The sequence below is a fragment of the Ramlibacter rhizophilus genome (assembly GCF_004681965.1).
GTDB classification, from domain to species: Bacteria; Pseudomonadota; Gammaproteobacteria; order Burkholderiales; family Burkholderiaceae_C; genus Ramlibacter; species Ramlibacter rhizophilus.
The window spans coordinates 311,400-323,870 of sequence record NZ_SMLL01000004.1; the positions used below are offsets into that span (position 1 = coordinate 311,400).

At 72.9% G+C, this 12,471-nt stretch carries 13 protein-coding genes; 9 read left to right on the top strand and 4 right to left on the bottom strand.

The window, feature by feature from the left end:
* The first annotated feature begins 4 nt into the window (after positions 1 to 4).
* On the top strand, positions 5 to 181 hold the full coding sequence (locus tag EZ242_RS22000) for a hypothetical protein (protein WP_167784720.1): 177 nt from the start codon (positions 5 to 7) through the stop codon (positions 179 to 181).
* Here the strand turns inward: EZ242_RS22000 and ruvC are convergent, their stop codons facing one another.
* Complete coding sequence (gene ruvC / locus EZ242_RS11385) at positions 182 to 730, bottom strand: crossover junction endodeoxyribonuclease RuvC (RefSeq protein ID WP_135285281.1); 549 nt, start codon at positions 728 to 730, stop codon at positions 182 to 184.
* 105 nt (positions 731 to 835) lie between these two features.
* Here ruvC and EZ242_RS11390 point away from each other — a divergent pair, with 105 nt between their 5' ends.
* Positions 836 to 1,528: an alpha/beta hydrolase gene (locus EZ242_RS11390; RefSeq protein WP_167784721.1), complete on the top strand. Its 693-nt coding sequence runs from the start codon at positions 836 to 838 to the stop codon at positions 1,526 to 1,528.
* The gene (locus EZ242_RS11395; RefSeq protein WP_135285283.1) at positions 1,500 to 1,904 is read left to right on the top strand and encodes a group II truncated hemoglobin; all 405 of its coding nucleotides are present in this window, start codon (positions 1,500 to 1,502) and stop codon (positions 1,902 to 1,904) included. The genes EZ242_RS11390 and EZ242_RS11395 overlap by 29 nt, the downstream gene beginning before the upstream one ends.
* Before the next feature lie 15 nt (positions 1,905 to 1,919).
* Here the strand turns inward: EZ242_RS11395 and EZ242_RS11400 are convergent, their stop codons facing one another.
* Positions 1,920 to 2,555 carry a Smr/MutS family protein gene (locus EZ242_RS11400; protein ID WP_135285284.1) on the bottom strand — a complete coding sequence of 212 codons (636 nt, stop codon included), beginning with the start codon at positions 2,553 to 2,555 and terminating at the stop codon, positions 1,920 to 1,922.
* Positions 2,556 to 2,649: 94 nt separating this feature from the next.
* Between EZ242_RS11400 and EZ242_RS11405 the strand changes: the two genes are divergently transcribed.
* Genes EZ242_RS11405 through EZ242_RS11415 form a run of 3 tightly spaced genes read left to right on the top strand, consistent with a single transcriptional unit; the run spans position 2,650 to position 8,293 of the window.
* Positions 2,650 to 3,768: an efflux RND transporter periplasmic adaptor subunit gene (locus EZ242_RS11405; protein WP_135285285.1), complete on the top strand. Its 1,119-nt coding sequence runs from the start codon at positions 2,650 to 2,652 to the stop codon at positions 3,766 to 3,768.
* The gene (locus EZ242_RS11410) at positions 3,765 to 6,881 is read left to right on the top strand and encodes an efflux RND transporter permease subunit (protein ID WP_135285286.1); all 3,117 of its coding nucleotides are present in this window, start codon (positions 3,765 to 3,767) and stop codon (positions 6,879 to 6,881) included. Before EZ242_RS11405 ends, EZ242_RS11410 begins: the two co-directional genes overlap by 4 nt.
* Positions 6,878 to 8,293 (top strand): TolC family protein, encoded by a 1,416-nt coding sequence (locus EZ242_RS11415; protein WP_135285287.1) that lies wholly within the window; start codon positions 6,878 to 6,880, stop codon positions 8,291 to 8,293. The genes EZ242_RS11410 and EZ242_RS11415 overlap by 4 nt, the downstream gene beginning before the upstream one ends.
* Before the next feature lie 12 nt (positions 8,294 to 8,305).
* Here the strand turns inward: EZ242_RS11415 and EZ242_RS11420 are convergent, their stop codons facing one another.
* On the bottom strand, positions 8,306 to 9,205 hold the full coding sequence (locus EZ242_RS11420; RefSeq protein ID WP_135285288.1) for a LysR family transcriptional regulator: 900 nt from the start codon (positions 9,203 to 9,205) through the stop codon (positions 8,306 to 8,308).
* Between the two features lie 120 nt (positions 9,206 to 9,325).
* Here EZ242_RS11420 and EZ242_RS11425 point away from each other — a divergent pair, with 120 nt between their 5' ends.
* From EZ242_RS11425 to EZ242_RS11435, 3 genes are read left to right on the top strand one after another with little or no spacing between them, the layout of a single operon-like run.
* Positions 9,326 to 9,826 carry an aromatic ring-hydroxylating oxygenase subunit alpha gene (locus tag EZ242_RS11425; RefSeq protein WP_135285289.1) on the top strand — a complete coding sequence of 167 codons (501 nt, stop codon included), beginning with the start codon at positions 9,326 to 9,328 and terminating at the stop codon, positions 9,824 to 9,826.
* Between the two features lie 36 nt (positions 9,827 to 9,862).
* The gene (locus tag EZ242_RS11430; RefSeq protein WP_135285290.1) at positions 9,863 to 10,846 is read left to right on the top strand and encodes a Bug family tripartite tricarboxylate transporter substrate binding protein; all 984 of its coding nucleotides are present in this window, start codon (positions 9,863 to 9,865) and stop codon (positions 10,844 to 10,846) included.
* Between the two features lie 7 nt (positions 10,847 to 10,853).
* A complete protein-coding gene (locus EZ242_RS11435) occupies positions 10,854 to 11,642 on the top strand; it encodes a class II aldolase/adducin family protein (protein ID WP_167784722.1) in 789 nt (262 codons plus the stop codon).
* Between the two features lie 91 nt (positions 11,643 to 11,733).
* Here the strand turns inward: EZ242_RS11435 and radC are convergent, their stop codons facing one another.
* On the bottom strand, positions 11,734 to 12,411 hold the full coding sequence (gene radC / locus EZ242_RS11440; RefSeq protein ID WP_135285291.1) for a RadC family protein: 678 nt from the start codon (positions 12,409 to 12,411) through the stop codon (positions 11,734 to 11,736).
* Positions 12,412 to 12,471 lie beyond the last annotated feature (60 nt).

Genomic DNA, 12,471 nt, shown 5'->3' on the forward strand with positions numbered 1-12,471 from the left:
TTCGATGGCGCTGTTTCGCATCGTCATCCTGCTGCTGCTGCTGGCAGCGGGCGCCTGTTTCGCGGTCTATGCCGTCACGGGCCGCGCGCGCTACAAGCGCCTGGGGATCGTCATTCTCAAGTGGACGCTGATCGGCGCCTTCGGCTTCTTCGCGGTGCTGGCCGTCCAACGCTTCGGGTGACTACAAGCCCCGCCCGGCGCGATAACGCCCGGTGTTGCGCGCCGCCAGCGGCGTCGCCGCGGCCAGGCGTGACAGCGCCTGCCCTGCGTGCGCGTGCGTGATCGCCAGCCCCAGTGCGTCGGCCGCATCCGGCCCGGGCAGGCCGGGCAGGCGCAGCAGCCGCATCACCATCTGCTGCACCTCGGGCTTGCCGGCGCGGCCGTGGCCCGCCACCGCCCGCTTCATCTGCAGCGCCGTGTATTCCGACACCGCCAGGCCACAGGCGACCAGCGAGGTCACGCAGGCACCCCGCGCCTGGCCCAGCAGCAGCGTGGACTGGGGGTTGGCGTTGACGAAGACGATCTCCACGGCCGCCGTTTCGGGCTCGTAGCGCCGGCGCACTTCGGCGATGCCGTCGAACAGGGCCTTGAGCCGCCCGGGCAGGTCGCCGCGCGGCAGGTGCGTGGTCTGGATGGTGCCGCTGGCCACGTAGTCGAGTGCGCTGCCGTCTGCGTCGATGACGCCGAAGCCCGTGGTCTGCAGGCCGGGGTCGATGCCGAGGATGCGCATGCGCGAAGAAGGGTCCGATGGCCGTGGCTGAGGTGGCCGATTGTGCGCCATGGCGGGCACGCCGATTGCCGCATGAGGGCATCGAGTGAGGGACCCGGATCATCCATGCAACACCATGAAATTCACCGCATCGGCAGCGACGACGAGCTGCGCCCCGCATTGCTGCACGTTCCCCCCACGCCCGAGGGCGACAGCGGACCGCGGCCCATCGCGGTCATGCTGCACGGTTCGGGCGCCGGTCCGGAGCAGGGCTTGAACCTGCTGGAGCCCTGGGCCAGCCAGTCCGGCGTGCTGGTGCTGGCGCCGGCCTCGGCCAGTTCCACCTGGGACACGGTCCTGGGCGAACAGGGCGCGGACACCGAGCGCATCGAAGGTGCGCTCGACTGGGTGCGCGCGCGCTTCCGGCTCGACCCGGAGCGCGTGGTCATCGGCGGCTTCTCCGACGGCGCCTCCTGCGCGCTGGGTCTGGGGCTGGCGCGGGCCGACCTGTTCAGCCGGATCGTCGCGCTCTCGCCCGGCTTCGTGCCGCGCACCGTTCCCACGGGCGCGCCACCGGTGTTCATCTCGCACGGAACGCACGACACGGTGCTGCCCATCACGCGCTGCAGCCGCATCATCGCCCCGCGCCTGCGTGCGGCCGGCTGCGAGGTGAGCCTGCGCGAGTTCGACGGCGGCCATGTGGTCCCGGCCGACGTCGCGCGCCAGGCCACGGCCTGGCTGCTGCGGCCCCTGGAGCGCTCGGCCCGGCGCGCTCGGGGACAATCCGGGCATGCAGATTCAAGAGAAACCGCCCTATGACACCCCCTTCGAGTGGATCGGCGGCGAGGAGAAGGTGCGCGCGCTGGTGGAGCGCTTCTACGACCTGATGGACCTGGAGCCCGGCTATGCGCAGCTGCGCGCCGCCCATGGCAGCGACCTGGCCCAGGCGCGGCAGAAACTGTTCTGGTTCCTCTGCGGCTGGCTGGGCGGGCCCAGCCACTACACCGAGCGCTTCGGCCACCCGCGCCTGCGCATGCGGCACATGCCCTTTTCCATCGGCATCGCCGAACGCGACCAGTGGGTGGCGTGCATGGACCAGGCCATGGCGGAAACCGGCGTGGACCCGGCATTGCGCGAGCGCCTGCGCGCGTCCTTCATGAACACGGCCGACTGGATGCGAAACCGCAACGCCTGAGCCGCGCCCGCGGCTTCAGCCCGCCCGCAGCAGCACCACCAGCGCGCCGGCGCCGCCTTCGGCCGCGCGCGCCTGCACGAAGGCCATCACCTCGTTCTTCTGCACCAGCCAGCCGTGCACCTTGCCCTTGAGCACGGGTGCCTTGCCGGGCGATCCCAAACCTTTGCCGTGCACCACGCGCACGCAGCGCAGGCCCAGCCGGAAGGCCTCGCGGATGAACTCCGACAGCGCTTCGCGGGCCGCCTCGCGGCGCAGGCCGTGCAGGTCGATCTCGCGCTGGATGCTCCAGTCGCCGCGGCGCAGCTTGCGCGTGACGTCCGGCCCCACGCCGGGGCGGCGGAAGCTCAGCGCCTCATCCACCTCCAGCAGCGTGCTGGCGTCGAACTCGTCGCTGATGGACTCGCGCAGCACGCGCTGTTCGTCCAGCTGCTGCTGGGCCGCGATGGGCAGCGGCTGGTCCGGCTGGAGCAGCACGCGGCCGTGGGCGGGCAGGGGATGCACTTTCCCGGCCGCGCGGACGAACAGGGTCTTTTCGGCCTGCGCGCGCTGCTCGGCCTGCTTGCGGGCCGCGTCCTCGGCGGCGCGTCGCTCGCGCGCCTCGGCAAGGTGGCGCTGGATGGCCTGCAGGTCCTGGAGCGACCTGGCTTTCATGAGCAATCTCCTGGCTGACTCGGGATGTTAAGGGCCCCGACCCACGCCCACCCCCGCTCGCCTAAGATGACCCGCGTCCCTTCGGCCCACCCTCATGCGACCCTCGCGCCCGGTCCTCATCGTTGCCTCGCTCCTGCTCGTGCTGGTGCTGCTGGCCCTGGCTTTCTACAGCGGCCTGTGGCAGCGTCCGCGCCCCGTGCCCGCCGCGCAGGCCGTGGCCATGGAGCAGGAGGCGCCGCCCGTGCCGGTCGTGCTGGAACAGGTCACCGAGGCTACCGGCGCCGAGGCGCTGGAGCTGCTGGGCAATGCGGCGGCCGCACGTTCGGTGGTCTTGTATCCGGCCGTGTCCGGCGAGGTGGCCGAGCTGCGCTTCCGGCCGGGCCAGCGGGTGGAGGCCGCCCAGGTGCTGCTGCGCCTGGTGGACCGCACGCAGCGGCTCGCGCTGGACGCGGCCGCGGCCCGGCGCGAACAGGCCCGGCGGCTGCTCGCGCGCTACGAGGCCACGCGCGGCACCGGTGCCGTGCCGGGCAGCCTGATCGACGAGGCCGAGAGCGCGCTGCGCCTGGCGCGCATCGAGGAACAGCAGGCGCGCGAGGCGGTCGCCGACCGCACCCTGCGCGCACCCTTCAGCGGCGTGGTCGGGCTGACCGACGTGGAGCCGGGCGACCGCGTCGCGATCGACACGCCCATCACCACGCTGGATGACCGCAGCACGGTGCTGGTGGGCTTCGAGGTGCCGGAGGCGCACGCCGCCCGCCTGGGCCAGGGGCAGCCTTTGAGCGTGGAGCATCCGGCCTGGCCGGGCCGGCGCTTCGAGGGCCGCATCACGCAGATCGACAGCCGGGTGGACGAGCGCACGCGCAACCTGCGCCTGCGCGCGGCCGTCGCGAACCCGCAGGACCTGCTGCGCCCGGGCATGTCCCTGCAGGTGCGGCTCGCGCTGCCGGGGCAGCCGCGCCCGGCCGTGCCCGAGCTGGCCCTGCAGTACGGGCGCGAAGGCGCGCATGTCTGGACCGTGCGCGAAGGCCGCGCCGAGCAGGTGCCGGTGCGCTCGCTCGGGCGCGAGCAGGGCCGGGTGCTGGTGGACGGGCCGCTGCAGCCGGGCCAGCCGGTCATCGTCGAAGGCGTGCAGCGCCTGCGGCCCGGCCGCGCGGTGCAGGTGGTCGAGCCCGAGTCCGGCTCCCGGCCTGTCACGGGCAGGGCCGTGCCATGAAGCACGGCGGCGATGCGGGGGGCCTCCCCAGCCTCGCGGTGCGCCGGCCGTGGCTGGTCGTCGTGCTCAACCTGCTGATCGTGATCGCGGGCATCGGCGCCTGGATGGGCGTGGAGGTGCGGGAGCTGCCCAACATCGACCGGCCCATCGTGGCCGTGCGCGCGGACTACCCCGGCGCCGCACCCGAGACGCTCGACGCCGACGTCACGCGCGTGCTGGAGGGGGCGGCCGCGCGCGTGCCCGGCGTCGCGCTGGTCCGCTCGGCCAGCGAGGAGGGCAACCTGCGGGTGATCATCGAGTTCAACCCCGGCGTGGACCTGGTGGACGCGGCCAACGACGTGCGCGAAGCCATCGCCCGGGTGGAAGGCAGCCTGCCGGAGGGCCTGGAGAACCTCACCATCGTCAAGGCCGACGCCGACGCCGAGCCGGTCATGCAGCTCGCCGTCTCCAGCCCCACCCTGGCCATCGACGAGCTCTCGCGCGTGGTGGAGGACCGCATCGAGCCCGAGCTGGTCTCCGTGCCCGGCGTGGCCGACGTGACGCCCTTCGGCGAGCGGCGCCGCGTCATGCGCGTGCGGGTCGATCCGCTGCGCATGACGGCGCACGGCGTCACGGTGGACGACCTCGCCGGCCTGCTGCGCAGCGCCCGGGCCGACGTGCCCGCCGGCAGCCTGCGCTCGCCCGAGCAGGACCTGCTGGTGCGCGCCAATGCCTCGGTGGCCACGCCCGAGGAGGTGCGGCGCCTGCGCCTGCGTCCCGGCCTGGCGCTGGGTGAGGTGGCGCAGGTGTTCTACGCCCCGGCCGACGCCACCTCCTACGTGCGGCTGGACGGCCGCACCGTCATCAGCCTGGGCATCGTGCGCCAGGCGCAGTCCAACACGGTCGCCATCTCGGAGGGCGTGCGCGCCATGGTGGCGCGCATCAACCGGGACAACGCGGACCTGCGCATCCAGGTGGTGTCCGACGATGCGGTCTTCATCCGGGGCGCCATCTCCGAGGTCTTGTGGAGCCTGGCCGGCGCGGTGCTCATCGTGGTGGCCGTGGTGGGCGCCTTCCTCGGCCAGTGGCGGGCCACGCTGGTGCCGGCGGTGGCCATTCCCATCGCCCTCGTCGGCACCCTCGGCGCCATCTGGCTGCTGGGCTTCTCGCTCAACCTGCTCACGCTGCTGGCGCTGCTGCTGGCCACCGGCCTGGTGGTGGACGACTCCATCGTGGTGCTGGAGAACGTGCAGCGGCGCCGCGGCATGGGCCTGGGCGCGCGGGCGGCGGCGGTGCTGGGCACGCGCGAGGTGTTCTTCGCCGTGGTGGCCACCACCGCCACGCTGGTGGCGGTGTTCGTGCCCATCTCCTTCCTGCCGTCCACGGCCGGGCGCCTGTTCACGGAGTTCGGCTTCGTCATGGCCATCGCGGTGGCGATCTCCTCCTTCGTCGCGCTGTCCATGGGGCCCATGATCGCCTCGCGCCTGCCCGAGGCGCGGGCGCCCGGGCCGGTCTGGCGCCGCGCCTCGGCCGCGGGGCACGCGGCCATTCGCGCCTACGACCGCGCGATCGGCCTGTGCCTGCGGCACGGCGCCTGGGTGGTGGGCCTGTGCGTGCTGCTGGCGGCCGCGGCCTTCACCCTGTATCCCCGCCTGCCGAGCGAGCTCACGCCGCCCGAGGACCGCGGCGTGCTGGTCGTGCGGCTGGACGGGCCCGACGGCGTGAGCCTGGCCTACACGGACCGGCAGCTGGAGCGCGCCCTGGCGGCCATCCAGCCCCTGGTGCGCGAAGGGCTGGTGGAGAGCGTCTTCACCATCGCCGGCCGCTGGGACCTCAACCGGGCCGAGATCGTCGCGCCGCTCGTGCCCTGGGACCAGCGCGAGGTCTCGCAGGCCCAGCTGGCCACGCGCGTGCGCGCCGCGCTGGAGGGCCTGCCCGGCGCGCTGGTGCGCATCCGCAGCGGCAACAGCCTGGGCGTGGGCGGTGGCGACGGCAGCATCCAGATGGCCGTCACCGGCGACGACTACACGCGCATCGCGCAGGCGGCCGATGCCTTCGCGCGCCGCATCGAAACCGAGCTGCCGGGCCTGCGCGACGTGCGGGTGGACTACCAGGCCACGCAGCCCCAGCTGGCCGTGCAGGTGGACCGGCAGCGCGCCGCCGAGCTGGGCGTTCCGGTGCAGGGCCTGGACATCGTGCTGCGCGCGCTGGTGGGCGGCACCGAAGTGACGGAGCTCACGATCAACGACCGCAACCTGCCCGTCATGCTGGAAAGCCGCGAACGCGAGCGCGCCGACCCGCAGGACCTGCTGCGGCTGAAGGTGCGCGCCTCGCCCGAGGCGGGCGGTGCGCTGGTGCCGCTCGGCCAGTTCGTGCGCTTCGAGGAAACCGCCATCGCGGCGGAGCTGGACCGCCTGGGACAGCGTCGGGCCGTGGAGATGAGCGCCGTCACGCGCGAGGGCATGCCGCTGCAGCAGGCCGTGAGCGAGCTGCGCGAGCTCGCCGCGCGCGAACTGCCGCAGGGCATGGGCCTGCTGTTCCGGGGCGACGCGGCCACGCTGGAGGAGACGGGGCGCGACGTGGCCATCACCTTCGCCATCGCCTTGCTGGTGGTCTTCCTGGTGCTGGTGGCGCAGTTCGAGGGCGTGACCAGCGCGGCGGTGGTGCTGCTCACCGTGCCCTTCGGCCTGGCGGCGGCCGTCTTCGCGCTGTGGCTGAGCGGCACCTCGGTCAACATCTACAGTCAGATCGGCCTGCTGCTGCTGGTGGGCGTGATGGCCAAGAACAGCATCCTGCTGGTCGAGTTCGCCGACCAGCTTCGCGATGCCGGGCGCAGCGTGCGCGAGGCCGCGCACGAGGCCGCGCGCACGCGCCTGCGGCCCATCACCATGACCATGGCCTCCACGGTGCTGGGGGCGGTGCCGCTGCTGCTCGGAAGCGGTGCGGGCGCCGAGTCGCGCGCGGCCATCGGCTGGGTGATCTTCGGCGGACTTTCCCTCGCCGCCGTCTTCACCCTGTTCCTCGCGCCGGTGCTGTACCTCGGGCTGGCGCGCTTCTCGCGGCCGCGGGCCAATGCCGGCGAACGCCTGGACCGCGAGCTGGAGGCCGCCGCCGCGCAGGGGGAGGGCGGGTGAGGGCGCGCCGGCATGCAGGGCTCGGTGCGCTGCTCCTCGTGGCCGGCTGCGCCCTGCCGCCCGTCGGCCCGGCCCGGGTGCAGGCGCCCGACATCGCGCTCGCACCCGGGGAGCGCTTTCGCATGCAGGCCGCGGACGCACCGGCGCCCGAGCCGGCCGACCTGCACTGGTGGCGGCGCTTCGACGACCCGCAACTCGCCCGCTGGGTGGAGCAGGCCCTGGATGCGAACACCGACATCGCCATCGCGCGGCAGCAGCTCGCCCAGGCACGCGCCCTGCTGCTCGCGGCGCGGGCCGCGCGCGGCCCGCGCGTGCAGGGCCAGGCCGAGCTGGAGCTGCGCCTGCAGCGCGAGTCCGGCGAGCGCCGCGTGCAGCCGGCCGCCGGCCTCGCCCTGGACTGGGACCTGGACCCCTGGGGCGGGCTGCGCCTGGCCGAGCAGGCCGCAGAAGCCGGCGTGCTGCGTGCCGGCGAACTCGTCCATGCGCAGCGCCTCGCGGCCGCCGGGCTGGCGGCGCGCGCCTACCTGGAGTGGCGCCTCGCGCTGCACGACCACCGCGTGCTGGCCCGCACGGCCGAGGTGCTGCAGGAGGGGCTGCGCGTGACCTCGGTGCGGGTGGAGGCGGGGATCTCGCCGGTGCTCGATCGCGAACGGGCACGCGCGGAACTGGCAGTCACCGAAGCGGCGCTCGCAGCGGCGGCGGTGCGCGCCGGCCAGGCGCTCGCGGCCTTGCAGGTGCTGGCCGGCGAGCGGCCGCAGCCCGTCGCGCCGGGATTGAGCTTCGAAGCCACGCAGGCACGCGAAGCCTTGCGCGAGCTGCCGGCGCTGGAAGGCGCGCAGCCGGTGGCCGCGCCCCTGGACCTGCTGCGCCTGCGCCCGGACCTGCGGGCTGCGCAGCAGGCCCTGGTCGCGGCCGCCGCCGAGGTGGGGGTGGCCGAGGTGGCGTTGCGCCCGCGACTTCGCCTTCCCGGCACGCTGCTGGTGGGCGCGGCCACGGGCGGCGCGGGCCTGGAGCTGCTGGCCGCGACGCTGGCCGCGCTGGTCGAGGCGCCCTTGCTGGATGGCGGTGAGGCAGCCGCCGGCGTGGGCTTCGCGCAGGCGCGCCTGCGCGAAGCCGAGCTGCGGTACCGGCAGCAGCTGCTGCTCGCGCTGCGCCAGGTGGAAGACGCGCTGCTCGCCCGCGAGGGCGCCCTGGCGCGCATCACGGCGGCCCGGCGCGGCACGGTGGCCGCCAACGCCGCGCAGGAGCAGGCGCAGACGCTCTACCGCGTGGGCCTGACCAACTACCTGGACGTGGTCGATGCCCAGCGCACGGCGCTCACCAGCGAGCGCCTGCTGATCGAGGCGCGGGCGGAGTCCGCCGCGGCGGCGGTGCGGGCCTTCGAGGCCATGGGGCTGATCGCGCCGCCCTGAAACCGTGGGCGGCTACTGCCCCTGCGCGTGCGCCTCCTCCTCCAGCGCGTCCAGGAACACGCGCACCTTGGCCGGCACCAGCCTGCGCCCGGGCAGCAGGGCATGGATGCGAAGCGGCATGCAGCGCCACTCGGGCAGCACGGACACCAACCGCCGCTCGGCCACGGCCTGGGCGCAGAAGGTGCGCGTGATGCGCGCCACGCCCAGTCCGGCGATGGCTGCCTGCAGGCGCACGCCGGCATTGCCGCTGCGAAGGCGCGGGTTGCGCACCTCCACTTCCACTTCAGCGTCGGCGTCACCGGGTCCGGTGAAGCTCCAGGCGCTGTCCTCGCCGCCGGCCAGCAGCGGCAGCTGCTCGAGGGACTCGGGCGAAGCCAGGGGCGCATGGCGCGCGAGCAGCTCGGGCGAGGCGAAGAGGCCACGTTCCAGTGAATACACGCGGCGCGTGACCACGGTGGAGGGCGCGAAGCTGTGCTCGATGGCCGAGAAGACGATGTCGTACTGCCGCTCGAAGAGCGCCACGCGTGCATGCTCCACGTCGATGTGCACCTTCAGCGACGGGTGCGCGGCCATCACCAGGCAGGCTACCGAGGCGAGGTGGTGGGCGCCGAACTCGTAGGGCGCGGCCACGCGCAGCGTGCCCTGCACGGCCCCGCCCTGGGCCAGCGCATCCACCGCGCTCTCGCGCAGCTGGGCGAAGGGCCGGGCGATGTCCCGGTACAGCGTTTCGCCCGCATCGGTCAGGCGCAGCTGGCGCGTGGTGCGCTCCAGCAGGCGCGTGCCCAGTCCGGTCTCCAGGCGCGTGACGGCCGCACTGAGGCTGGACTTGGGGCGCTCCAGCACACGGGCCGCGGCGCTGAAGCCGCCGTGCTCCACCACCTGGCAGAAAGCGTCGAAGTCGTCCCAGTTCATCGTTCAGGTTTCGGAACACAGCGGACAGCGGCGCCGCTTTATCGGGCCGCCCGCGCGGCCTAGGATTGTCCCATTCCCCTGGAGACAAGGCGGGCCACGCGTCCGCGAGGAGTGTTGGCGATGTTCCTGAAGAACTGCTGGTACGTGGCCGCCTGGGACCACGAGCTGATCGACGAGTCGATGTTCTCGCCGGCGGGAAGCGGCTCGGAAAAGGGCAAGCGCGAGGGCAGCCGCGAATACCGCAACTGCCAGTTCATGACGTCGGAGACGCGCCGCACCACGCACTTCTTCTGGACCTGCCTGAACAACTTCGAGGGCGAGAACCACCACGTCTCGCGCTCGCTGCACCAGAGCCTCATCGAGGGCTTCATGGAAGACAAGCACCTGATCGAGGCGCAGCAGAAGGTGCTCGACGCCGACCCGGAGTTCACGATGGTGGCGGTGGTCGCCGATGCGGCGCTGTCGCACTTCCGGCGCACCTTCGAGAAGCTGGTGGCGCCGAGCTCGCGGCGCAAGCGTCGGCCAAGGCGGCCGTGCCGGTGGCGGTCGTCAAGCCGCCGCAGCAGGTCGCCACGGACGCCTGAGGAATCGCCGCTGCCGGGCGCTGCTTCGCATTTTTAGTTCGCCATCCCCAAGAACCACCAGGAGACAGAACGCATGTTCACACGCCGTCATTTCGTCCACGCAAGCGCTGCCGCCGTGGCCCTCGCAGGCTTCGGCCGCTCCGCCTGGGCGCAGTCACCCGAGACCGCCAAGGTCATCATCGGCTTCGCACCGGGCGGCACCATCGACCTGGTCGCGCGCCGGGTGGCCGACAGGATGGCGCCGGCCTACGCCCGCAACGTCATCGTCGAGAACAAGACCGGCGCGGGCGGCCAGATCGCCGTGCAGGCGGTGAACACCGCCGCGCCCGACGGCAGCACCATCCTGCTCACGCCGGCCTCGCCTCTGGCGCTGCATCCGCACACCTTCAAGAAACTGCCCTACGACCCGGTGGCCGACCTCGCGCCCGTCTCGGGCGCGGTGAGCTTCGACTACGCCCTGGCCGTCGGCCCGATGGTGCCGGCGTCGGTCAAGACCGTGCCCGACTTCCTGGCCTGGGCCAAGGCAAATCCGGCGCAGGCGAACTTCGGCTCGGCGGGCAACGGCTCGGCCGCGCACTTCATGGGCGCGGCCCTGGCCGATGCCGGCAAGGTGAAGGTCCAGCACATCGCCTTCCGCGGTTCGCAGCCCGCCATCCTGGACATGGTCGGCGGTCAGCTGGCCGCCGTGATCGGGCCGACGGGGGAATTCATGTCGCAGGCCCAGGCCGGCAAGGTGAGGCTGCTGGGCACCAGCGGCAAGCAGCGCGGCCGGTTCACGCCCGACGTCGGCACCTTCGCCGAGCAGGGCTACAAGGACGTCCAGGTGGTCGGCTGGTTCGGCTACTACGTGCCGGCGCGCACGCCACAGGAGGTGGTGCAGCGCCTGAACGCCAGCATCCGCAGCGGCCTGGCGGACAAGGACGTGATCGACAGCCTCGCGAAGCTCTACATGGAGCCGATGCCGACCACGCCCGCCGAGTTGGGCGCCCTGCAGAAGGCCGAGAGTGAGTTCTGGGCCGGCGTGGCCCGCAGCATCGGTTTCACGCCGTCTGCCTGAAGCCACGATGAGCGACGACCTTCTCGATCTGCACGCCCGCTTCGCGCAGCGCCGTCCCGCGGCCTGCGCACCGGAGGAATGGCGCGTGCGCTGCGAGCTCGCGGCCGCCTACCGCCTCTTCGCGCAGCTGGGCTGGCACGAGCTGATCTACAACCACCTCACCGTGCGCGTTCCCGGAACGCCGCACTTCCTCATCAACCCCTTCGGGCTGATGTACCGTGAGATCACGGCCAGCCGGCTGGTGAAGATCGACCTGGACGGCAACAAGGTCGAGCCCAGCCCCTGGCCGGTGAACCCGGCCGGCTTCGTCGTCCACGCCGCGGTGCATGCCGCGCGCGAGGACGCGCACTGCGTGATGCACACGCACACCACGGCGGGGCAGGTGGTCTCGTGCCAGCGCGAGGGCCTGCTGCCGCTGAGCTTCAACTCGATGTTCTATGCCGGGCGCGTGGCCTATCACGACTTCGAGGGCATCACCCTCGACCGGGATGAGTGCGGCCGCCTGGCCGAGCACCTGGGCACGAGCAACGTGATGATCCTGCGCAACCACGGCCTGCTGGTGTGCGGGCCCACCATCGGCGACGCGTTCGCCGAGCACTACATGCTGCAGCGTGCCTGCGAGGTGCAGGTGGCCGCCCAGTCCACCGGGGCCGAGCTGCTGCGGCCGGACCCTGCCATCGCGGACCGTGCCGGCGAGCAGTACGAGCGCACGGCGCGCAAGGGGGACCAGAACACGCTGCTGTGGAACGCGATGCTGCGCTGGGCCTGGAGTCTGGATGAGGGGTTTGCGGGATAGGAGTCGCCCTGGACCTGTCCCCCTTCGCCCTGAGCCAAAAATTCCCGTTCGCCCTGAGCTTGTCGAAGGGCATTCGCCCACCCCCCAGCCCTCACACCATCCCCCGCTCCGCCATCGACACCGCCACCCCCGGCGCCACGATGAAGTGGTCCAGCACCTGCACGTCCACCAGGCCCAGCGCGGCGCGCAGCGTGCGGGTGAGCGCCTCGTCCGCGCGCGAGGGCTGGGCGCAGCCGCTGGGGTGGTTGTGCGCCAGCACCACGGCATGCGCCTGCAGCGCCAGCGCGCGGATCACCACCTCGCGCGGGTACACGCTGGTTTCGGTCAGCGTGCCGCGGAACATCTCTTCCATGACGATGAGCCGGTTCTGCGCATCCAGGAACAGCACCGCGAAGACCTCGTGCGGCCGGTGCGCCAGGTGCAGCTGCAGGTAGTGCCGCACCGCCGTCGGTGAATCGAAGAGCTCGCGCTGGCGCAGCTGCTGGGCCACGGCGCGGCGGGCGAGTTCCAGCACCGCCAGCAGCTGGCTGCGCTTGGCCGTGCCGCCCAGGCCCTTGATGCGGCGCAGGTCCTCGGCCCCGGCATGAAGCAGCCCGGAGAGCCCGCCGAAGGCGTCCACCAGCTCCTGGGCGAGGGCGAAAACGCCCTTGCCGGCCAGGCCGGTGCGCAGCAGCAAGGCCAGCAGTTCGGTGTCGGAGAGTGCGGCGGCGCCGTGGCTGAGGAGTTTTTCGCGCGGTCGCGCGTCGAGCGGCAGCTGGTGCAGGGGCATGGGAATTCATGGCGCAAGCCGGGGCCCATTACCGCTCGTGGCCCGGCCGGCGCGGACGGG

Excerpts from the sequence above, each read along its gene's own strand:
- EZ242_RS11405 (WP_135285285.1), top strand. The coding sequence starts at position 2,650 with ATGCGACCCTCGCGCCCGGTCCTCATCGTTGCCTCGCTCCTGCTCGTG.
- EZ242_RS11425 (WP_135285289.1), top strand. The coding sequence starts at position 9,326 with ATGTTCCTGAAGAACTGCTGGTACGTGGCCGCCTGGGACCACGAGCTG.
- EZ242_RS11430 (WP_135285290.1), top strand. The coding sequence starts at position 9,863 with ATGTTCACACGCCGTCATTTCGTCCACGCAAGCGCTGCCGCCGTGGCC.
- EZ242_RS22000 (WP_167784720.1), top strand. The coding sequence starts at position 5 with ATGGCGCTGTTTCGCATCGTCATCCTGCTGCTGCTGCTGGCAGCGGGC.
- ruvC (WP_135285281.1), bottom strand. The coding sequence starts at position 730 with ATGCGCATCCTCGGCATCGACCCCGGCCTGCAGACCACGGGCTTCGGC.
- EZ242_RS11395 (WP_135285283.1), top strand. The coding sequence starts at position 1,500 with ATGCAGATTCAAGAGAAACCGCCCTATGACACCCCCTTCGAGTGGATC.
- radC (WP_135285291.1), bottom strand. The coding sequence starts at position 12,411 with ATGCCCCTGCACCAGCTGCCGCTCGACGCGCGACCGCGCGAAAAACTC.
- EZ242_RS11435 (WP_167784722.1), top strand. The coding sequence starts at position 10,854 with ATGAGCGACGACCTTCTCGATCTGCACGCCCGCTTCGCGCAGCGCCGT.
- EZ242_RS11420 (WP_135285288.1), bottom strand. The coding sequence starts at position 9,205 with ATGAACTGGGACGACTTCGACGCTTTCTGCCAGGTGGTGGAGCACGGC.
- EZ242_RS11400 (WP_135285284.1), bottom strand. The coding sequence starts at position 2,555 with ATGAAAGCCAGGTCGCTCCAGGACCTGCAGGCCATCCAGCGCCACCTT.
- EZ242_RS11410 (WP_135285286.1), top strand. The coding sequence starts at position 3,765 with ATGAAGCACGGCGGCGATGCGGGGGGCCTCCCCAGCCTCGCGGTGCGC.
- EZ242_RS11390 (WP_167784721.1), top strand. The coding sequence starts at position 836 with ATGCAACACCATGAAATTCACCGCATCGGCAGCGACGACGAGCTGCGC.